Source organism: Flavihumibacter sp. UBA7668, from assembly GCF_002483205.1.
In the GTDB taxonomy this organism is placed as follows: domain Bacteria; phylum Bacteroidota; class Bacteroidia; order Chitinophagales; family Chitinophagaceae; genus Flavihumibacter.
In genome coordinates this window covers 366083-388304 of sequence record NZ_DLHM01000005.1, presented here as the reverse complement: position 1 = coordinate 388304, position 22222 = coordinate 366083, and the positions used below count along the sequence as shown (strand labels likewise).

General features: G+C 41.7%; 18 protein-coding genes. 12 read left to right on the top strand and 6 right to left on the bottom strand.

Annotation, left to right across the window (positions count from 1 at the left end):
- Position 1 precedes the first annotated feature (1 nt).
- The 8 genes from B2746_RS13735 to B2746_RS13700 all read left to right on the top strand — a co-directional run bounded on the left by B2746_RS13735 (position 2) and on the right by B2746_RS13700 (position 8132).
- A complete protein-coding gene (locus tag B2746_RS13735) occupies positions 2-2263 on the top strand; it encodes a xanthine dehydrogenase family protein molybdopterin-binding subunit (protein ID WP_290794995.1) in 2262 nt (753 codons plus the stop codon).
- Between the two features lie 31 nt (positions 2264-2294).
- Positions 2295-2759, top strand: coding sequence for a (2Fe-2S)-binding protein (locus tag B2746_RS13730; protein WP_290794993.1), 465 nt, complete (start codon positions 2295-2297; stop codon positions 2757-2759).
- Positions 2752-3375, top strand: coding sequence for a hypothetical protein (locus B2746_RS13725; RefSeq protein ID WP_290794991.1), 624 nt, complete (start codon positions 2752-2754; stop codon positions 3373-3375). Before B2746_RS13730 ends, B2746_RS13725 begins: the two co-directional genes overlap by 8 nt.
- Before the next feature lie 10 nt (positions 3376-3385).
- The gene (locus tag B2746_RS13720; RefSeq protein WP_290794989.1) at positions 3386-3838 is read left to right on the top strand and encodes a nuclear transport factor 2 family protein; all 453 of its coding nucleotides are present in this window, start codon (positions 3386-3388) and stop codon (positions 3836-3838) included.
- A 106-nt stretch (positions 3839-3944) separates the two neighbouring features.
- Positions 3945-4793 carry an aldo/keto reductase gene (locus B2746_RS13715; RefSeq protein ID WP_290794986.1) on the top strand — a complete coding sequence of 283 codons (849 nt, stop codon included), beginning with the start codon at positions 3945-3947 and terminating at the stop codon, positions 4791-4793.
- 26 nt (positions 4794-4819) lie between these two features.
- Entirely contained in the window at positions 4820-5926 is a 1107-nt protein-coding gene (locus tag B2746_RS13710; RefSeq protein WP_290794984.1) for an alpha/beta hydrolase, read from the top strand.
- Between the two features lie 4 nt (positions 5927-5930).
- A complete protein-coding gene (locus tag B2746_RS13705; RefSeq protein WP_290794981.1) occupies positions 5931-7643 on the top strand; it encodes a carboxymuconolactone decarboxylase family protein in 1713 nt (570 codons plus the stop codon).
- Positions 7644-7649: 6 nt separating this feature from the next.
- Positions 7650-8132, top strand: a complete 483-nt coding sequence (locus B2746_RS13700) for a cupin domain-containing protein (protein WP_290794979.1) — start codon at positions 7650-7652, stop codon at positions 8130-8132.
- A gap of 25 nt (positions 8133-8157) precedes the next feature.
- Here B2746_RS13700 and B2746_RS13695 read toward each other — a convergent pair whose 3' ends face one another.
- A complete protein-coding gene (locus tag B2746_RS13695) occupies positions 8158-9390 on the bottom strand; it encodes a FecR family protein (RefSeq protein ID WP_290794977.1) in 1233 nt (410 codons plus the stop codon).
- An 18-nt stretch (positions 9391-9408) separates the two neighbouring features.
- On the bottom strand, positions 9409-9978 hold the full coding sequence (locus B2746_RS13690; RefSeq protein ID WP_290794974.1) for an RNA polymerase sigma factor: 570 nt from the start codon (positions 9976-9978) through the stop codon (positions 9409-9411).
- Between the two features lie 153 nt (positions 9979-10131).
- Here B2746_RS13690 and B2746_RS13685 point away from each other — a divergent pair, with 153 nt between their 5' ends.
- Together B2746_RS13685 and B2746_RS13680 are read left to right on the top strand one after the other, a co-directional pair.
- On the top strand, positions 10132-10533 hold the full coding sequence (locus B2746_RS13685) for a MauE/DoxX family redox-associated membrane protein (protein ID WP_290794972.1): 402 nt from the start codon (positions 10132-10134) through the stop codon (positions 10531-10533).
- 68 nt (positions 10534-10601) lie between these two features.
- A complete protein-coding gene (locus B2746_RS13680; RefSeq protein ID WP_290794970.1) occupies positions 10602-10979 on the top strand; it encodes a hypothetical protein in 378 nt (125 codons plus the stop codon).
- Between the two features lie 55 nt (positions 10980-11034).
- On the opposite strand, the gene B2746_RS13675 is transcribed toward B2746_RS13680, so the two are convergent.
- Genes B2746_RS13675 through B2746_RS13665 form a run of 3 tightly spaced genes read right to left on the bottom strand, consistent with a single transcriptional unit; the run spans position 11035 to position 16808 of the window.
- Positions 11035-12393 carry a RagB/SusD family nutrient uptake outer membrane protein gene (locus B2746_RS13675; RefSeq protein ID WP_290794967.1) on the bottom strand — a complete coding sequence of 453 codons (1359 nt, stop codon included), beginning with the start codon at positions 12391-12393 and terminating at the stop codon, positions 11035-11037.
- Between the two features lie 28 nt (positions 12394-12421).
- Positions 12422-15592 carry a SusC/RagA family TonB-linked outer membrane protein gene (locus tag B2746_RS13670; protein WP_290794964.1) on the bottom strand — a complete coding sequence of 1057 codons (3171 nt, stop codon included), beginning with the start codon at positions 15590-15592 and terminating at the stop codon, positions 12422-12424.
- 34 nt (positions 15593-15626) lie between these two features.
- Positions 15627-16808 (bottom strand): TlpA family protein disulfide reductase, encoded by a 1182-nt coding sequence (locus B2746_RS13665; protein WP_290794961.1) that lies wholly within the window; start codon positions 16806-16808, stop codon positions 15627-15629.
- Positions 16809-17248: 440 nt separating this feature from the next.
- On the opposite strand from B2746_RS13665, the gene B2746_RS13660 reads away from it, so the two are divergent.
- A complete protein-coding gene (locus tag B2746_RS13660) occupies positions 17249-17545 on the top strand; it encodes a hypothetical protein (RefSeq protein ID WP_290794958.1) in 297 nt (98 codons plus the stop codon).
- Between the two features lie 2 nt (positions 17546-17547).
- On the opposite strand, the gene pafA is transcribed toward B2746_RS13660, so the two are convergent.
- Positions 17548-19206 carry an alkaline phosphatase PafA gene (gene pafA / locus B2746_RS13655; RefSeq protein ID WP_290794956.1) on the bottom strand — a complete coding sequence of 553 codons (1659 nt, stop codon included), beginning with the start codon at positions 19204-19206 and terminating at the stop codon, positions 17548-17550.
- 85 nt (positions 19207-19291) lie between these two features.
- Here pafA and B2746_RS13650 point away from each other — a divergent pair, with 85 nt between their 5' ends.
- Positions 19292-22177 (top strand): DEAD/DEAH box helicase, encoded by a 2886-nt coding sequence (locus B2746_RS13650; protein WP_290794952.1) that lies wholly within the window; start codon positions 19292-19294, stop codon positions 22175-22177.
- Positions 22178-22222: the final 45 nt, after the last annotated feature.

Here is a 22222-nt window from a genome sequence, read left to right as displayed (position 1 = left end):
AATGACCCAAGCAAAATCATCCATTAACAGGCGCTCTTTTCTAAAATCTTCCGCACTTGCCGGAGGCGGGCTGATGTTAAGCTTTACCTGGTTATCCTCTTTTAAGGAAGCAGGTAAATTAACCGATCCTGAATTGGCTGATAAATGGATCGAATTAACCAGTTATATTAAAATAACGCCCGATAATCAAATAAAAATTTTAAACCCAAATCCGGAATTTGGACAGAATGTAATGACTTCCCTTCCTATGATTATTGCCGAAGAGCTGGATGCCGATTGGCAAACCATTATTGTGGAAATGGGACCGCATGATAATATGAAATTAGGTCCGCAATTTACCGGCGGAAGTAATTCGGTAAGGATGTATTGGAAACCGCTTAGGGAAGCAGGTGCAGCTGCCAGACAAATGTTATTGAGCGCAGCAGCACAAACCTGGAATGTTCCAATGGAAGAACTAAGCACCAAAGATGGAATCATTCATCATGTTAAATCTGGCAAGAGCGGTAACTACGGACAATTTGCCACAAAGGCCGCCACCATTCCGGTACCCAAAGACGCAAAACTTAAGGAGATAAAGAATTTCAATGTTGTTCGTAACTCCAAAAAGAATGTAGAAGGACAGAAAATTGTAACAGGCAAACCGCTTTTTGGGATGGATTACAAACAGGAAGGCATGCTGATCGCCATGATTGAACATCCGCCTGCGTTTGGAATGAAATTAAAGTCATTTGATGCGTCAGAGACCTTGAAAATGCCCGGCATAACAGACGTTTTTAAACAGGAATTATATCCGGAGGATTTTGAACAGGGAGGATTTGACACCAGAACCTTTAATGATTTACTGGTGGTAGTTGGAAAATCTACCTGGGAGGTAATGAATGCCCGGAAGAAATTAAAAGTTACCTGGGAGCCTCGGGGAGATGCAAAAGATGTTTTTGGAGGCAGAGGAGGTAAAAGAGAAGTGATTGTTCCAGGCGCATTGGAAAGCACGGATGCCCAGCGAAAGAAAATGCAGGAACTCGCCAGTCAGCCTGCGCAGGAACTCAGAAAAGACGGAGATCCTGAAGCTGCATTCAAAAATGCCGCACAAATTATAGAACGCACTTATAACGCACCGTTCCTTGCGCATAATTGTATGGAGCCAATGAATTTCTTCGCGCATGTAACAGAGGACAAGGCTGTGCTGGCAGGCCCCTTACAGGCGCCCGGCTGGACGGAGCCGATGTTGTCTAAATTACTGGGACTGCCGCCGGAAAAAATTGAAATTCAAATGACCCGCATGGGTGGAGGTTTTGGCCGGAGGGCTTATGGCCATTATCTGGGAGAAGCGGCGCTGATTTCAAAAAAGACCAAAGCACCAATTAAGCTGATTTATTCAAGAGAGGATGATATGACCTATGGCATCTACCGACCCATGTATACAGCCACTTACAGGGCTGCCCTCGATGCCAATAAAAACCTGATCGGTTTTCATGTAAAGGGAGGCGGCATACCGGAACATCCTGTTCATGCTAATCGTTTCCCGGCAGGCGCCATCGATAATTATCTGGCGGAAGGCTGGTCTATTCCTTCTAATATTACCATCGGTGCATTCAGGGCCCCAAGATCTAATTTCAATGCAGCAGCTGAACAATCCTTTCTGGATGAACTGGCAGAAGCAATGGGTAAAGATCCGATTGATTTCAGACTGGAGTTATTGAAAAGAGCCAAAGAAAATCCGGTTGGCAAAAACAACGATTACAATCCGGACAGATACGCTTCAGTATTACAGTTGGTAAAAGAAAAATCGGGCTGGAACGGTGCTGAAAATAAAAAATACAGTCGGGGTGTAGCCGCTTATTTCTGTCACAATTCCTATGCAGCACATGTGATCGATTTTATTATAAAAGACGGAAAACCGGTAGTGGAACAGGTTTTCAGTGCAGTTGACTGTGGAATTGTTGTTAATCTGGATGCCGCTACCAATATGGTGCAGGGAGCAGTTGTTGATGGAATTGGCAATGCGCTGTACGGTGCATTAACACACAAGGAAGGTGCCGCTGAACAAAATAATTTTCATCGCTATAAAATCATCCGGATGAATGAGGCTCCTCAAAAAATAGAAGTTCATTTTGTACAGAATGATTTGGACCCAACCGGATTGGGAGAACCACCTTTTCCTCCGGTATTCGGAGCACTCGCCAATGCATTATACAAAGCTACCGGCAAACGGTATTATGATCAGCCCTATGGCCCGCAACTGAACCCACGCCGGGCTTTCTAAACCAATTTTTAAACACCATCATATTTCATCCATGATTTCTTTAACAATAAATAACAAACCTTACCAGCTGGATATCGATCCCAATACGCCGCTGTTATGGGTATTAAGAGACCACCTTGATCTGGTGGGTACAAAATTCGGTTGTGGTCTTGCACAATGTGGTGCCTGTACCGTGCATTTAAACGGGGAAGCCATACGTTCCTGTGTAACAAAAGTTAGTCGCGCTGAAGGACAAAAAGTGGTTACCATTGAAGGGCTTTCGGATACCGGTGAGCATCCGGTTCAAAAAGCCTGGCTGGAACTGGATGTGGCTCAATGCGGGTATTGCCAAACCGGCCAAATTATGTCGGCAGCCGTACTGCTCAATCAAAATAAAAATCCAACTGACAAAGACATCGATGCTGCCATGTCGGGAAATATCTGCCGTTGTGGAACCTATCTGAGAATTCGGGAAGCCATCCATCTCGCTGCGGAAATTCAACAAAAAAATGGATAAAATTACAGCCATGCCGAAAAAATCAATGACACTTATAACGGGATTCGTTTCACTCGTAGCATTAATGAGCTTTGCTTTAAAAAATGAAGCGGACTTTACAAAAGGAACGATCCATTCTGCAAAAAAAGACAGTATTGAATCGGTAAAGGCTTTTAAGGATGTTTATAAAGTATTAATGAGTCCGCGTTGCATGAACTGTCATCCTGCCGGGGATACTCCTTTACAGGGTGATGACAGTCATCCGCATTCCATGCTGCCTCAAAGAGGAAAAGATGGAAAAGGAATTTATACCATGAAATGTGCGAACTGTCATCAGGCCACCAATCTGGCCGGATTGAATATGCCACCAGGGCACCCTGACTGGCACCTGCCACCAGCAGATATGAAGATGGTTTTCGAAGGTAAAACACCGCAAGAATTGGCGAAACAACTGGTAAACCCCAATACAAACGGGAATAAAACACTGAAGCAATTACTGGAACATGCAGATGATGGGTTAGTAAAAGCCGGATGGAATCCCGGAGAAGGCAGAACCCTTCCTCCAATAAGTCACGCAGCATTTAAAAAAGCCTGGATAACCTGGATTGAAAATGGGGCATTTGCTCCATCTAAATAAAAACACAAAAATGAAAAACAAACCACTATTTCTTACAATAATAATATTGATTGCAAACACTTATTGTCAAGCCCAAAACAATTCTCAGCAGGAATTAATCAAACTATCAGCTGATAAATGGCAATGGATGGCAGACAAGAATGTGGAGAAACTCACCCCACTCTTCCATGATCAGTCAAAATTTGTTCACATGAGTGGTACCTGGAAAAAAGACCAGGAACTGGATATCATTAAAACCGGCAGCATCTGGTATAAAAAAGCCGATGTGCATGATGCAATAGCTGAAATTGCTGATGATGTAGCAGTAGTTTGGAGCCGGATAACATTAACTGCAGTTGTGAGGGGAACAGATGCAATAACAGAATTTACAGTAACGGAAGTATTTAAAAAACAGGCAGGCGAATGGAAATTATTGGCGATGACATTTAGTAGTGTAAGAGATACCCACAAAATTGTTCATTAACAATTCTCCTGGAATAAATCTGCAATATTGGTAGATAAACCCATAATTGGTATACAGACTGATTAGTGAATTGTTATGACCTTTGCATTAGATAATTAATAATACAATGCAACATATACAGTTAAACAATGGAGTCGAGATGCCAATTTTGGGTTTCGGAGTGTTTCAGATGAATGATCTTTCAGAATGTGAAAAAAGCGTACTGGATGCCATTCATACAGGCTATCGCCTTATAGATACCGCCGCATCCTACGGAAATGAAGAAGCAGTAGGGAATGCAATAAAAAAAAGCGGAGTTTCAAGAAAAGAGTTGTTTCTAACTACAAAAGTCTGGATTCAGTCGAATGGATATGAGGGAACAAAAATAGCATTCGAAAATTCACTCAAAAAACTACAGACAGACTACCTTGATTTATACCTGATTCATCAGCCATTTGGAGATGTTTATGGAACTTGGAGAGCAATGCAGGAATTGTATAAGGAAGGTAAAATAAGAGCTATAGGCGTTAGTAATTTCCAGCCCGACAGATTAATTGATCTGATCACTCATAATGAGGTAGTTCCTGCTGTAAATCAAATTGAAACGCATCCTTTCCATCAACAAATTGAAACGCAGCAATTCCTTAAAGAAAACAACGTTCAAATCCAATCCTGGGGCCCATTTGCTGAAGGCAAAAATGATATATTCAGTAACGAGGTATTGTTGTCAATTGGAAAAAAACACAATAAATCAATTGCACAGGTAATTCTTAGATGGCTAACGCAAAGAAGTATAATAGCCATTCCAAAATCAGTTCAAAAAAAACGGATTGAAGAAAATTTCAACATTTTTGATTTTGAACTAAGTCAGGAAGAAATGAATTTGATTACAACCCTCGATACAAATAAAAGCTACTTTTTTGACCATCGTGATCCTTCCGTTGTAAAATGGCTTGGACAATACAAAGCTGGTTAATAACATTATCTGAAAGAATTTATCAAATGAAACATAACGTATTTTATATACTGGCAGGGATAACTATGTGCCTATTGATTACCGCTTGTAATCCACCTGATCAAAAAGCTACTGGCAATTCAATCGTTTTAGCTGATCAGGGAAGTTTTGCAATTGGTGGTACAATTGTTAAAAGTGCGGGTACGTTCGACCCTGTAAACCATGGCGCCTTCAACCCTTCAAATCAGGCAACTGAAGGCCAAACCCTTCACGGAGATCATGCTTATGTTTTTTATCAGATTCCTAAAACTCCTCGGCAATTACCCTTAGTATTCTGGCATGGTTACGGACAATCTGCTAAAACATGGGAAACCACGCCTGATGGAAGAGATGGATTTCAAACAATCTTTCTCAGAAAAAATTTTCCGGTTTATCTACTTGATCAGCCAGGAAGAGGCAGAGCTGCACGAAGAAGTCTTCCTATAACAATTCCAGCCGCAACAGATGAGCAATTATGGTTTGGAATTTTCCGTATGGGCACTGATACCACATTTTACCCGGGTGTACAATTCTCAAAAGATCCGGAAGCACTGAATCAGTTTTATCGGCAGATGGTTCCAAATACAGGTCCATTTGATGCAACAGTAAATATAGCAGCAGTTTCAGCGCTCTTTGACAAAATAGGAAAAGGAATTCTGGTTACACACTCTCACAGTGGAGGGCAGGGTTGGTCAACTGCCATTAAAAACAGGAATATCAAAGCTATCGTTGCTTATGAACCCGGCAGTGGTTTTGTATTTCCTAACCAGGAACTGCCAGACTCCATACCTTATCTGGGGGGCGTATTAAGAGCATCAGGCGTTCCGGAGGCTGATTTCCTCCAGTTAACAAAAATTCCCATAATCATTTATTATGGTGACTACATCCCTACTGAACCAACTCAAAATCCGGGACAGGAGCAATGGCGGGCTGCTCTTTCCATGGCCAAATTATGGCGGGATGCTGTTAATAAAAAAGGAGGTGATGTAACACTTGTTTATCTCCCCGATATTGGGATCAAAGGCAATACGCATTTTCCTATGTCAGATTTGAATAATGAAGCAATCGCTGATCTGATGTTTAATTGGATAAAGGAAAAAGGACTTGAAAAATAAAATCATGAAGCATAGAATAAAAATATTACCGCTCCTGTTGGTACTTATTACCAGCTTACAAGCAACACTATATGCACAGAAAAACAGTACGATGAAAACTGATCTTACTCCACAGCAACAACAGCTGATTTCTATAGCAGCTTTAACTGCAAAAGGCGATCTGGTAAAACTGCAGTCTGCTTTGAATGACGGATTGAATGCAGGGTTAACCATTAATCAAATTAAAGAGGCGCAGGTACATCTGTATGCCTATTGTGGCTTCCCCAGGAGTATTCGCGGGTTGCAAACATTTATGCAGGTATTGGAAGACAGAAAAGCAAGACAAATAAAAGATATTGTAGGTCCGCAAGCTTCTCCAATAAAAAATAACAGCAACAAATATGAGCGGGGCAAAGCTATTTTGGAGAAACTTACAGGAGTTCAGCAATCCGCAACCGCAACAGGATACAACGCCTTTGCGCCGGTTATTGACAGCTTTCTGAAAGAACATTTGTTCGCCGACATTTTTGAACGGGATGTATTAACCTTTTCAGAAAGAGAGCTGGTGACTATTTCCGTGTTGGGCAGTATCGGAAATGCTGAACCAATGCTGCGCAGCCATCTGGCTATTTGTTTGAACACTGGATTAACACCAGATCAACTTAAGCAGTTTATACATACACTTCAGTCCGCAGTTGGAAACAGTGCTGCCGATGAAGCGCAGTCTGTTTTGGACGAGGTATTAAAAATTAAGGTAGAGAGTCCATTTTCACTTGTGTATGCGGGTGCCATCAAAGAAAATCAGAAAGGCAAGGTGAATATCCATCCGGTCAGGTATAAAATAAAGGACCTATCCATAGTTGCCAATGTATACACACCTCCTGCATACAATACCAATGCATCTTATCCAACCATTGTAATTGCACATCCAAATGGCGGGGTAAAAGAACAGGTAGCAGGATTATATGCACAGCGCCTGGCTGAACTTGGCTTTATAACCATTACTGCAGATGCTGCATACCAGGGCGGAAGTGGAGGTACTCCAAGGTATACTGATAAACCTGCTAATCGGATTGAAGACATTCATGCTATGGCAGATTTTATTTCAACTTTTGCAGGCGTTGATACAGCAAGGATCGCATTATTGGGAATCTGTGGTGGAGGTGGTTATTCTTTAAAAGCAGCGCAGTCAGACAAACGGTTCAAAGTAGTTGTTACGCTAAGCATGTTTAATTCTGGTCTGGTAAGACGTAATGGCTTTATGGACTCTCAACTTTCCACCATCCAGGAAAGAATAAAGCAGGCATCCGATGCCAGAAAAAAAGAAGCAGCAACCGGAGAAGTGTTGTATGCAAATAATAGCACTGTTCCATTAACGGAAGAACAGATTTCAAAACTTCCTTTTGATTTGTACAGAGAAGGCTATATCTACTATAATAAAACACATGCACATAAAAACTCCAGTGCAAAATATACCCTTAGTAGTCTCATGGAATTAATGACGTTTGATGCCAATTCCAATATGGATTTATTGAATCAGCCATTACTTATGATTGCAGGGAATAAGGCAGACACTTATTACATGACGGAGGCAGCTTTTAAAAATGCCATCAATTCAAAGGAAAAAGAGCTATTTAAGATTGATGGAGCAACGCATATTGAAACCTACTGGAAACCCGAATATGTTTCACAGGCAGTTAGCAAGATCAACGAATTCATTGTAAGAGAACTCAACTAATTGAATATGAAAATTGTCAATTCTTTATTAAGCATAGCATTCCTCATGACTGCTTATTCCTGCAATCTGACTGACGTGAATCCGGATGCTCAAAAGGATCAAATTGCATCAAATCCATTTCCAAAAGGAAATAAAATTACGAATTCGAATTTTACAGGTACAGCCTACCTGCAGCCGCTAATTGGAGCAGACAGTCTGAATAAAAATTCTGTGGGTAATGTAAGTTTTGAACCAGGAGCAAGAACCAACTGGCATATACATCCGGCGGGTCAAATAATACTTGTTCTGGAAGGCGTTGGTTATTACCAGGAAAAAGGTGGTCCGAAAAGAATGCTGCGTAAGGGAGATGCCATAAAATGCCCTCCAGATATTGCCCATTGGCATGGCGCCAGCATTGACTCCTCCTTTGTGCAAATAGCAATTACCGGTCGTGAAAAAGGTGAGCCGATCTGGCTGGAGCCGGTGACAGAAGAAGCATATAGGAAGTGAGAAGTTAGAAGTGGGAAGTTAGAAGTTAGGGGTGAGAGGTGAAATGTGAAAGGTGAATGGAAATATTGGTGGAGGCGATGGTATGGCGGTGTCCTTTAGGGGGACAAAAACTGATTTTTGTGCCCACCTGACGGATATTGAGGCCATTCTTTCTCAGCACACCTAACATGTCTTCCAATGAGGCCTGGTAGCAAATATTTGTTTTTATGCTTTTATTCGGCACACAGTTAAGATTTTCGAAGGTAAGTCCATACCATCTTCCCATCTCCTCTACAAAATGCACCATATTAATTCCGGTATACACCCGCTTTTCATATTGCCAGGTTAGTATTTGTGAAATATTCTGATTGGGGAAATACACCATACTTTTTGCCTGCATCACTACATCGTTTTCACCGTTAACCAATTGACTGGAGGTATCTCCATGCATAAGTAATGCTCCTTTTTCCAATGCTACTATGGTCCGAAGTTTTCCGGTCGACAAATTAAAGCGCGCATTCAGGGCTTTTACCGTTCCATGGATTGTTGTTATGATCAGGGAATCTGTTCGGCTGCCGGGAATATCAAAAAAAGCTTCTCCTTCCAAATCCACCCGATTGTCGGTTTTGAAAGCTGAAGAGATTTTAATTTGTGAGGTTGCATTTAACCGAATGCGCGTGCCATCCGGAAGAACCACCTGGTATTGTTGTCCGGCAGTTGTACGGATGATTTGGGAATGGAGTGAACGTTTCTCTTCTGAGCCGGGTTTGCCGATATATGTTGACTTAAGCAGGCCATCCTCTGGTTGAAACCATTCAATGGATCCGATCGTTTTTGAATGGCCGGTAAAACTGCGGTTCACCTCGAGTTGTTTACTATAATCAGCTTCAATTATGCAATAAAATTGTGCAGTTGATAAAATCGAATTTCCATCTACTCCCTCACAGGCTATTTCCCTGTTTTGCGAGTTATAATACCAATACCCCAATCCCGCTATCAGCAGGAGTGGAAGAAGAATGACAGCGGCGATTCGAAGGCTGTATTCGTACCATGCTGTTGGCTTGTAAAATACGTCATCAATAGTTGGATTCCAGTTCCGCAGGTTTTTGCCAAGTATTTGCGGATCAGTTTCCATCAGCGCTTCTTTCATCATCTTCAACAGTTCTTCTTCATCATATAGTTTCCAGGCAGCTCTCAGTTGAATAATTTCAGAAGGTGAAGCTATTCCTTCGAAATATTTTTTGATGAGTTCCTGAACATAGTTCGGTTGGTGAATCATCTTACTTGATTTGTACGATTAGATAAACAGGTTGAAGAAACTATCTTTTAAATAGCTACGGATTTTCTTAAGTGAACTACTGAGTTGATTTCGAACCGTGTTCTCAGACACATTCAGTCGTGCCGCAATTTCACTGGTTGAACAGCCCTGCTGTTTACTAAGATGGAAAACGAGTTGTTCATGGGGTGTCAATAATTCAACGGCTTTTTCCACGCGTCTTTCCAGTTCTTTTGCTTCCAATTCCAGTTCACCATTCAATTTGGTATGGGGTGGAATTGATAAGGAATCCAGTGGACTGAAAATGAATCTTTTTTCAGCACGTAGTTTATTACAAACTTTATTATGTGCGATCCGGAACATCCATCTAAGAGGATCTTCTTTCTCCGCTACTTCCATTCGCTGTTCCCACACCGCATACATAGTATCCAAAAATGCTTCCTTAATCAACTCTTCCTTTCCGGTAAATTTTCTAAAATAACAGAGCAGGCTGAACTTATAACGATTCATAAGATCGCTCAATGCCTGCTGTTGATTTTCAGTCAATTGCTGAAACAATTCAGTATCGGTATAATAATTATCAGACGACATAAGATAAGGTGCAATAAGCGGGAACGAACTTTTTTTTAAAAAAGTTGCGTTTTCTATAGTACAAAATTCAAATTGGGGGTAGTATATAGCAGAAGGGAGAAAGAATACCATTAAAACTACAAAAAAATAAATACAACGTAAACATTTATCCATATGAAAAAGGGAATTATTCTTGAAATCAGCGGTGCCCTGCTGGTACTGTTATTCGTATACACTGCGCTGAGCAAATTGCTTCACCAGGAGGTTTTTATTGCAGCGATGGAACAGGCTGTTTGGCTGAGGCCCTATGCAAAAACAATCGCTTTTCTCCTACCCTTGTCAGAACTACTAATTGCCGGTTTATTACTTATTCCGGCCATAAAAAGGAGTGGATTTTGGTTATCCTTTGTATTTCTTGTAACGGTAACCGTTTATCTCGGTTGGATGCTGCTTTTTTCGCCCGATCTGCCCTGTAATTGCGGAGGTGTTTTGGAAAATTTGAGTTGGCGGCAGCATGTAGTATTCAACCTGTTTTTTATCGGGCTCTCCATCATAGGGATCAGATTGCAATCATAGTCCGTTTTTATTTATTAATTAATCGTAGAGTTTTTGTTGCTTTTTGAGTTATAAAAGCATCCCAAATTATGATCAGAAAATATTTCAGTGGTTTATTGGCCGCCTTCCTGGCCATTACCATGGTTGCCTTTACTCCATCGGAGAAGGAACCGGAACGTCAAACTACATCCACATTTTATTATGTCCCTCCTGAAGAAGGCGACTATTCTCTGCAATCAGTCGAAACAGAAAGCAATTGGAAAATTGCTCCATTGGAAATGCCGACATGTGATGGAGACAATAAGGCTTGCAGTATTGAAGTTGATAATGATGATACCAATGGAAGCGGAAGCCTTAGAACATTGGCATTTGAATTGGAAGCAATTCCAGGAAGCGGATCAATAGCGGACCATGTCCCTGATGTGATCAACACAACAGAGATTCTTAGCAAAGTGGATAAAGATTAAACAGCAAGAGCCTGTTCCAAAAGGGCAGGCTCTTTCATACTGTTTATAGCATCCGTTAATTCTGCGGCATACCTGTTAAACGAATAACATCATCCGGAAGTGGCAGAGCAAAACGATTATCATTAGGTGGCATTTTATATTCCTGACCATCCAATATTCTTATAAGGTTGATTTCTGACCCCAGCCTATTAAGTCGTTTGATATCCATCCATCGCAATCCCCGCATAGTCAATTCTTTCCTACGTTCAAGCAGTACAATATTCAACGCTTCTTCCTGACTTTCAGCTGTAAGAGGAATAAAACTGCCGGAAACCCAACGATGTATCAATAAATGATTCAGATCATTCATAGCTTCTGAAACACGTCCCATCCTGGCATTTGCCTCTGATCTAATTAGTAATATTTCAGAAGTAGATATGCCATTGAAAAACAAATTCAGATTGGAGGTATAATGCCCTTTAAAACTGTAATAATTTCCATTTTTAAAGAAGAAACATATTTTTCTTAAATCATCCGGGGCGTAAGTATCATACAACGCCGTATCCTGAAAGGAATTTCTGGATAGTTTGATTGCATAATTTGCCGACTGAGCCGTATAAAAAACAATCTCTTTATTGAATCGTTGAAAGGGTGTAGTTGAAACTTTATTTACCTCTGTACTGTTATAATCCAACAGATCGGATTTGAACTCCAGACAAAGATTGGCATATTTATATGCACTATCGTATTGATTCATAGATAAATAACATCTTGAAAGCGCTCCATAAGCAGCAGGCTTGGAAGGCCGGGAGGGATGAAGAGAAACAACTGGAAGATAATAACTGGCTTCCATAAGATCTTCAATCACCTGCTTATATGATTCTCGTACGGATGACCGTACTGAAGGTATATTGAAATCCGAATTTAAACGAAGTACAATCCCCAAATCTGCATCTGCGGTTGCAGAATCATAGGATTTTGCATATTCCCAAAGCAGCCATAAAAAATAGTATCCCCGGTAAAAATGAGCCGACCCTTTAATATTACTCCACTCACTCATAGTTGTGCCATTTTTCGGAATTTCGTCCAGTTGTTCCATACAATAATTAGCATAATAAACAGCATTGTACGCAGCCCCCCAATCATTCCCTGATGAGTAAGGTGGTATTTGCCAGATATAAACCTGACGATGAAACTCCGGTTGTGCATTAAACTTTTCTGTTGTTAGAAATATATCATCTACGCAGGCCTGAGAAAAAGCCGGAGCTTTATTATTCATTATTAAGTCATTATCCAGCAATGCCTGTAAATCATATAAGGATGTTGGAACAACCAGACTTTTATCAGATTTAACATCAAGGTATTTTTTACAGAAAGAAAATGATACAGATAGTATCAGAATCAGGAGCCAACTATATTTATATAATCTATTCATTGAGTTTTTTTTTGAAATGGAGAATAGGTTAAAAATTCACCCGCAATCCAACGGTTAGGTTTTTTGAAGGAGGCAGCGATAATGGATAGTCAGGATCTAATCCTTCTTTATTAGACCTCCAAAGAATTCCAAGATTAGCAGCAATAAGATATAGCTGAGCATCCTTAAGGAATTTTATCGAATTTCCAGAACTCCCAAATGTATAGCTGAGATTGATAAATTGAAGACGGATATGGTCCCCTTTCAAAATATTCACTTCCGAAAAATTATAAAAACTCTCCCGATTACTTACTACAGGATATCTAATGGCAGGAACGTTGGTAAATTTTTCATCACCAGGCTGTTGCCATCTTTTTTCATATGCATTGGTAGCTGTTCCGGAAAATAGCTGGCCATAGTTAAAAATGTTTCTTTTAAAATAATACCCAAATCGATAGGCAAGACTCACGGATAATGAAAATTGTTTATAGGAGAACCTATTTATCCAGGAACCAAATACAGGAGGACTTGAAGTTCCAACATAAAGCACATTCCCTTCCACTCCTTTTTCCCCGGCCTCCTGAGCTATTGCCAAATAATTAGTACTTAATTCTCCATTTACATATCCTTGTGGATCTCCGTTGGCATCCAGTCCACCCCATTTATATGCAGCAATGCTATACAAAGGCTTCCCTACATATGGGGCAATCGCAGTTCCTCTACCGAATAGGGCGCCAATACTGGCCGCTGATTGACCAAAATAGCGGGTAGTTTTGTTGGTAACATAGCTAAAAATAAGGTTACTGTTCCACCTGAATGGACCCTCAAGTAGGAGGGCATTTAAGTTCAGATCCCATCCCTGACCTTTTATATTGGCAATATTTCGGGTTAACTGATTACCAATTCCGGTGGTTGTATAATCATAGGGTTCTGTTCCATATAGATCTGTTCCCTTTTTAATGAAATATTCAATTGAACCGGAAATTCTGTTTTTTCGAAATGCAAAATCAAGGCCCCAATTGAGCATCCCTACCTGCTCCCATCGAAGACTTGGATTATTTACCGTGTTAATGCGAACATAAGGGAGACCAATGGTTGATGCATTGTAATATCTTCCGGATGCTACTGCCGAACGGCTAAGGTCTACATTACCACTATGCCCATAACTCATCCGGAATTTGAGCGATGGCAACAGATCCCATTTATAAAAATTCTCTTTCGAGATGGCCCATGCAGCACCAACTGACCAGAGTGGTTTCCATCGATCATTGGTACTAACACCAAAGACATTAGCACCATCCTTTCGAGCGCTTGCTGAAAAACTGTACCGGTTCCGAAAAGTATAGGAAGCATTGCCATACAAACTTACAAATCGATTGATGGAAGCCTTGTTGGACCGCAATCCATTCAAACCTTCAGCAGATCCAGTTAAGATAGTTGGATATGTATTTAGATAATCCATCTGATTGGTAGTCAGCAGTTCAGGATTATAGCCATATTGGGTTCCACCTTCAGCAGAATTCCTTGCTTCCCGAAACTCCATTCCGGCAATTGCAGCAATTTCATGGTCCTTCCATTGCTTAAGAAGATTTAATTGTGAGCGAAGCGTTTGCGAACGAACCATCCCTAAATTAACCGTTCGCATACCACCAAGGGGAACAATTCTAGTTAGCTCACCCGTAAGCGGATCCACCTGTGTAAACTGATTGATCATTGTGCGGGCTTCAAAACTTTCCTGCCTGGCAAGCTGTTCACTATGGTATTGCTGATCCTGATATTGGTATTTAAGATCGATATTCAGCCAGTTGGTAAATTTATAACGGAGACCAGCAGCGGCGAACAATTCCTGTCTGTTATCAACGGTACGGTTATAGCGATAATCTTCAAGTGGCACATAATCCCAGTTCAACAATTTCCCTCCGCCAAGGGTATCGGTATGGGAACTGCGGTAGTCGCGATCAACAGCCATTGGTTCCCCCTGTGCATTGACCAACTGCAAATAAGGAATCGTTCGTCCGCCAATTTTATACATATCATAACCGGGCGCTCCCGAAACATCTCTACCATTTGTTAAATAAACATTGAAATCCAATTCCAGATTTTTAACAGGGCGGAAACTATTGCCAAACTGCAGATTGATTCTTCTTGAAGTAGCATGAAGATCGCTGATCGATTTATCAAAAGCGGCAGAAAAGGTATACGCATGCGCATTGGAACCTCCTCGGAAATTGATGGCATATTGCTGCGTTACCCCTTCCCGATACAGATAGCGATTGAACTGATCACGAGCATCAATAGATTTCAATGCATCAATCTGTGTAGCTGAATCTTCTGCTGAAAGTAGCCCCCTTCTTCTTAGGTCAAAAATTTCAATAGCAGGTGAAAGGGGCTGATACTTGGTTGATATGATATTATTGAAATAGCCTTTACCAAATAAAAATGCTTCTTCATTGATATAATCTGCAGAATTCATATAGGGAAGCTTTTGAAGTGCAGGTTTCTCCGTTAGAATGAGATTAGAATTAAAACTGACCTGAAGAGGTTGCCCGAAACGGCCTCTTTTTGTGGTTATTACGATTACACCATTCCCTGCTCTCGCACCCCAGATTGAACTTGCAGCAGCATCTTTGAGCACGGTAATCTGTTCCACATCATTGGGGTTAATATTATTGATATTACCTTCATAGATATACCCATCCAATACCACCAATGGATCTAAGGCTCCTTCTAATGAACTTACACCCCGGATGCTAATACCCAGCTTTCCCTGATCTCCGTTATCCTTTCCAATGTCAAACAGTAATCCGCTTGTAATTCCATCCAATCGTTTCAGGATATTGGTACCTGCCTGCATATTCAGGGCTTCTTTATTGAGTTTAACAAAAGATCCGGTGATGCGTTCTTTTGGAATATCCTCATAACCACTACTTACTACCTCCACCTCCTCCAACGAGTTTTCTGATGCAATTAATTGGACCGCCAAAAAAACTGCAGGATCTTTTATAACTAATCGGGATTTCAGGTACCCTACATAACTGATTTCAATTGAATCACCAGATTGTACCCCCGTCAACCGAAAATTACCATTGATACCTGACTGAACAGATTGCCTGTTACGTTTAAGCAGTACAGTAGCGCTATTAACAGGCTCACCGGAAACAGTCTGAATCTTTCCCTGTAACAATTGGCCCTGACAGAAAGCAGGACTTGTATACAACATAAAGAAGAATATAAAATACAAAAATCTCATATAGTTAGCGTTTATCGGTTATGGTAAAAAAAAGAAGCGGCCGTTTGGATTGGTAAATCAGAATACCCCGTTGTCGAAGCACGCGGAGCGCATCTTTGAGTGTTAGTTGCTGGAAATTTTCAGGTAATTCTACTTGCATATTTCCAGTATAATTAGTTTCATTGATCAAATTAAATCCTTCAAATTCAGGAGCCTTACTTAGTACTTTCATAAGCTCAGTAACAGTCTTTCCGCTTCCAAAACTGGAAGCCTCCAACTTCACCTCTTTTAATATTAGGCAGGGAGCTAAACGAGTAGAGCTGTCCACACGTATTCCCCAGAATCTTTGCAGATCAGCTCGAATGGCAGTCTTTACTTCATCAACAGTAGAAGGAGGTAATACAAGATCATAACATATTGCATTTTTATAGCGTAAGCTTACATCGAAGGTTTCTGTATCAAATAATTCCGGCCTGGAAAAATCCCATCGCACCTGATTGGAGGGTAGAGAAAAAAGCTCCGGATACGCACTCCGCAAAAGCAATCTGGGAGCAATATTGAATTTGAAAATTCGGGTAATCAGTTTTTCAGGTGTAAGTTGCTTACCAGATCTGCCAATCCCAATGCCTTCTACATAACCCGTTAAGAGAGAGCGGTATTGAAAATTTGAACTTGGGGTACCATTGTCCCCTACCCCCAAGGGTATGGATTTATCAAAATCGAGCAGATCTTTTTTGGTATGCAGGGCACGGGATTCACCCTCTTTTAATTTTCGAATATTCTCCACCGTTACTTCATCTGCCCTGGTTATGGCAGCTACTTTATTCTCCGAATTGATCCAGACATAATGCGGCACTGAATTATGCGGAAAGTATTCTCCCAGGAGGGATTGATTAATACTATACGGAAGATTAACCTCTTCTCCTTTGGACGCTCTTTTTTCTAAGGTTTTCTCTACCTTTTCTTTCGTATCAGCCGCATAGGAATTGACCAGAAAAATCTGGATACTGTCTCCAAATTCCTGCTGAATTTGCTGCAGTTTCGGAAAAGCTTCAATACAGGAACCACACCAGGTACTCCAGAAATCCAGTAATATCAGCTTGCCCTTTAATTCGGATAAATGGATTGTAGAAACGGGGTAATTTTCAAGATTGGTGAGTTGTAAATGAGCAGGAATGGGATCACCGATCGTGAGCGGTTGTACCATCGAAGCAGAGTTTTGGCAATAGCCGTTCAGTACCGGACATAACACGACCAGTATGCAGAAAAGCAGGCATCTCATTGCAGTAATAGTTTGGTTAATAGCAGTAAATCAAAAAAACACCCGGCAGGCTAAGGGGCCACAACAAGAGAAAACCCCCGCCGCCGGATAAGTTGGCGCGGTGCTTACACAGGGTTCTTGGGCTTCCTGACCCAATTCGTCTGAATTAAGTAAAGCTGACGATGCGTTTGTAAAAGAAAGGACCTCCTTATAAAAGCAGTTGGCATGGTGGCAGTTCTGAAATGTAAAACTACAAAATAAAATCAATAAATAATCCATTTAGGATATTTTATTTTCCCTATTGTTCTTTTTAAATTCATTTAGTACAATATAAGGCGTAATTTTGTAGATGATTTTTAGCTTTCTGCTCTAAAACTTAGAGAAAATTGAAAGATCAAAGGTATTTCGCCATAAAATCTTTAATTGAAGCGAAACGGATAAGTAGTCTGGAAGAAGTTTTTAAGATAATTCCTTTGTCGGTAGTGCGGGTTGACATGAATGCTAACTATTCCACACTTCGGAAAAGGATCTATACCGGAGAAACACTTACACTAAAAGATTTTAGACTGATGGGGGAACTGTTTGAAGTGGACCCTTCGGAAATCTTACATCTTGCCCTGAATGATGTAAAAAGGAAAGAGGCCGTTAAGCCGGCCTCCAAAAAATCCAAACCAAGATCCTGATCTTATTTTTTATTGACTATCTCAACCAACGGTTGTCCAATATTCCCATTCGGCTCCTGAACATGCAATAAAGCAGCTACTGTTGGCGCTACATCCGTCATATGCACCACCCGGTTGGATGATCCGGGATCAATCCCCCATCCCATCCATACCAATGGGATATGTGAATCATAAGGATGCCAGTTACCATGCGTGGTACCCCTGGATCTCGGTCCACCACTGTATAATTGAGGATCCAGCACAAACTGGATCGAACCACTTCTTTTGTGATTGTATCCATTTACAATCCGCTCTCTTAATAACTGCGGAATAGCTGCATTACCTGCAGCTTCCATCGATGTTACAAAAGAGATTCCTTCCCGTTGTTGCAGATAAGGAACGGCTATCGCGATCAGCTCCTGCTCATTCAGTGTTTTTTCTGCAATTCGTTTCTTATTAAAATGAACCTGATAATTCGACAAACTGATTACCAGTGAATCAATTCCCGTTTTCTTCTTCAACAATTCATTCAGCCCCCGTTGCGTTGCCCTTGAATCAAAATAACCGGCATTGGCTTTTCTATCGAGCATAAACTGCGGATTATGTGCTGCACCATGGTCTGCGCTCAGAAAAACCGTGTACTGCCCCTTTCCGATTGTCTTATCGAGATACGAGAAAAATGCCGATAAATCCTTATCCAACCGTAAATAATTATCTTCTATTTCAATCGCATTCAGGGCAAACTGGTGACCGATATAATCAGGAGAAGATAAACTGAGTGCAAGAAAATCTGTTGCACCGGCGGGGTTCTTTCCCAATGCCTCCTTCTGTATGGCTTCTATGGCAAAATTTAGGGTGAAAGTATTTCCATAAGGCGTTGAACGAATTAATCCCAATCCGTTTTCTTTCATTAGCCTGGACGTAAGCACCGGCATAACAGGTGCATCCGTACCCCTGAATTTATTTTCATAGTCATTATTGTCTTCAATACTTTGCTTGTACGTATTAATAGGATATAGTGTATGCCAATCCTGCTGCAGCAATTTTTCCGGTTGCTTTAATGCATTAAACTTGTTAACCCATTCTGGCAGTTCCTTCATATAAAAACTACTGGAAATAAAACTACCGGTTTCGCCATCATACCAATAGGCAGCATTTGCAAAATGTCCGGCAGGCAGAATCGAGGAACGATCCTTTAATGCGATGCCTATCACTTTTGATTTGAAATTCGTCGCAAGCCGCAGCTCATCTGTTATGGTACTGGTGAGCATATTCTGTGGCGACATTTTTCCGCTGTTATTCGCAGCTCCCACAGTAGTTACCGTTTCATCCGAAGTACAATAGGTTTCTTCGCCCGTAGCCTGCGTAATCCAATCGTTTCCGGCTATCCCATGAATTGCAGGTACACTGCCGGTATAAAGCGTTGCATGGCCAATTGCCGTATAGGTTGGAATATAATTGATATAGGTATTCTCAAAAGAAAATCCTTCTTTCAATAATCGCTTAAAGCCGCCGCTTTCATACCTGTCGAAATACCGGTACAAATAATCATAGCGCATCTGATCAACCACTATTCCAACCACCAGTTTGGGGCGTGCAATTTTTTCCTGTACCGTTTGTGAAAAACCGCTTAATGAGCATACAGACAACGAAAGACTTAGGAAGTATTTAAACTTTTTCATATAAGTGAAATCAAATTCAGTTGAGTTGTCAAAATAAGCAATTATCCTTCCCCCACCCATTGTTAATTTCATTTTATATTGCGCTATGGATTCCATCTGGGAACTTGCTTCCTTATTATTACCAGCTGATGATATTCCGATGCCAACACAGGATAGTAACCGGCATCGCATTGTTGTGCTGAAACAATTCCGCTTTAACAAAGCTCTCTGTATCGAACTTTATGATGCACCTGTTACCAAAACGGGTAAAATCCGCAATCCGTTAACTTCGATAAGTGCAACGGATGCCTCTCTGCAATCCGGTAACAATATCGACGCCATTCGCTTCTATGCAGCCATCAGCCGTTTTCAACTGAACCCGATTCAGGAATTGACAACCGCAGATTTACGTGCGCTTCGACTCATCATCAGGAACCCGCTGACATTGCATTTCTTTTACCACAATCCGGAATTTTCTGAAAATGTGAGTGCAGGTTCGCTTATTGAAATAGCAGTAGGCAGTATCCTGGAAGATTTTACCCTCCAGCTTTATAAGCAGGAATCCTTTTATCGGCTGATTCCGGAACTCCGGATCGGACAGCAAAAATTACACCCCAGGGAGCTACCCCTCAAATACGGCGTGTTTGTACAACATGCCAATCAATTCTGGCTGCTCGCCAATCTAACCATCATAAAACTACTGCAGTTTTTTTCTACCCGTTCTCACCTCGAAATCCACGAATCACAGTTTGCCAGTCTGGAAGAAAATTTACTTTCGCAACTGGAAAATAAAATAAGTATTGTTCGCAACTATATTGAACCTACGGATCCTGTTGAATTAGCAGCCTCCGGCTGGCAGGGTGCAACTGAACAACTAATTTACCTGTCCGATCTTGGACAATATATAAGCATTCAACCAATGATGCGCTATGGCAACATGGAAGTACCCCTGCGCAGTAAAAAAATGGTTTACCTGCCCGATAGTAAAGGCAGACTGCTAGCCCTGCATCGTAATGATGGGGCAGAAAATAACTTCCTCTCCATGGTGCTGAAACAACATCCGCATTTCATGGAGCAACTGGAAAATGAATTGCCTTATTTCTACCTGCACCGCGATCGCTTTCTGGATGAAGACTGGTTCCTGGAAGTTTTTGCACAATGGAGGGCTGCAGGCATTTCCATTTTTGGGTTTAATCAATTGAAGGAAAATAAAAAAAGCGCACACAAGGGAAACATTACCGTGCGGGTTGTATCCGGATTCAACTGGTTCAATGTTAAGATCAATGCCAAATACGGTGATCAACAGGCATCATTGCCACAGCTCCAAAAAGCCATTCGCAATAAAAGCAAGTATGTTCAACTGGATGATGGCAGTTTGGGATTGCTGCCGGAAGAATGGATTGAACGCATGGCAACGTTTTTCTTTGGCGCCTCCATTATGGGAGAGGACCTCGTAATTCCCGGCACCCAGTTTGAAACTATTAGCAGCCAGTTTACAGCAGACGAACTGGATCAGGAAGTTCTACAAAAAATCAGTAACTACCGGTCACGATTAACCGATATCAGGTCCATTGATCCAATCCCAGTACCGGCAACGCTGAAAACAGAGCTTCGTCGCTACCAACAGGAAGGCCTGAACTGGTTGCACTTCCTGCATGAACATGAATTCGGTGGTGTTCTGGCAGATGATATGGGGCTTGGCAAAACCGTGCAGGTGATCGCCTTTCTATTACTATTGAAAGAGAAAAACTATAGCTCCACCCACCTGCTGATTGTACCCACTTCTCTCCTCTTTAACTGGCAGGTGGAACTGGAGCGGTTTGCGCCAACCCTAAAATGCCTGACCCTGCATGGTTCCAATCGCAGTAAAAACACGGATCTATTTGAACAATATGATATCATACTCACCTCTTATGGCACGCTTTTAACGGATATCACTTACCTGCGCAGGTTCCAATTCAGTTATCTGTTACTGGATGAATCGCAGCAGATCAAAAACCCCGACTCACAACGCTACCAGGCGGTACAGATGCTGAAAAGTAACAATCGCTTAGCCATCACCGGTACCCCCTTCGAAAACAATACCATGGATCTGTATGCGCAGTTTTCAGTTGTTTGTCCGGGTTTGCTGGGAAACAAAAAATACTTCCAGGATATCTACTCCACTCCCATCGACCGCTTTGAAAACCGCCAGCGCTCAGAAGAGCTGCAACAGAAAATCAGACCCTTCCTCCTTCGCCGCACCAAGCAGGAAGTGATGCAGGAACTGCCCGATAAAATTGAACAGATCCTGTATTGCCCGATGGGAGAAGCACAGCGTGCTGTGTACAATGCCTACGAAAAAGACCTGCGGGATTACCTGGAAGACAAACTGGAAGATGATATCCTGCGCAATTCCATTCATGTATTACGCGGCTTAACGCAGCTCCGGCAGATTTGTGATGATCCACGTCTATTGCAGGCTGATCAGTTGCAGGGAGAAGGGTCTTCAAAAATTCAGGTGCTGATCGAGCAGGTGCAGACCAAATCCCCCCGGCATAAAATCCTGATATTTTCTCAGTTTGTATCCATGCTCGACCTGATTGCAATTGAATTGAATAAGCTGGGCATCGTATATGAAACACTCACCGGTGCAACTAAAAACAGGCAGGCAGCGGTGGATCGTTTTCAGCAGGATCCGGAAGTGCGGGTCTTTCTTTTAAGTCTGAAGGCGGGCGGTGTTGGACTTAATCTGACAGCAGCCAGTTATGTGTACCTGGTCGATCCCTGGTGGAATCCGGCTGTGGAGGATCAGGCCATCGACCGGGCCTATCGCATCGGGCAACACCAGAATGTACAGGCGGTGCGGTTGATTTGTCCGGGTACAGTGGAAGAAAAAATGCGTCAGCTCCAGCAAAGCAAAAGAGAGCTATCTGCCGGTCTTGTTCAAAGCGGCAAGGCTTTTTTCAGTAGTATGACCAAAGAGGATTGGCGGTCGGTATTGGGCGGATAGTAAAAAAAAGCTGCCCAGATTGGGCAGCTCCCTGGCATTCAGACC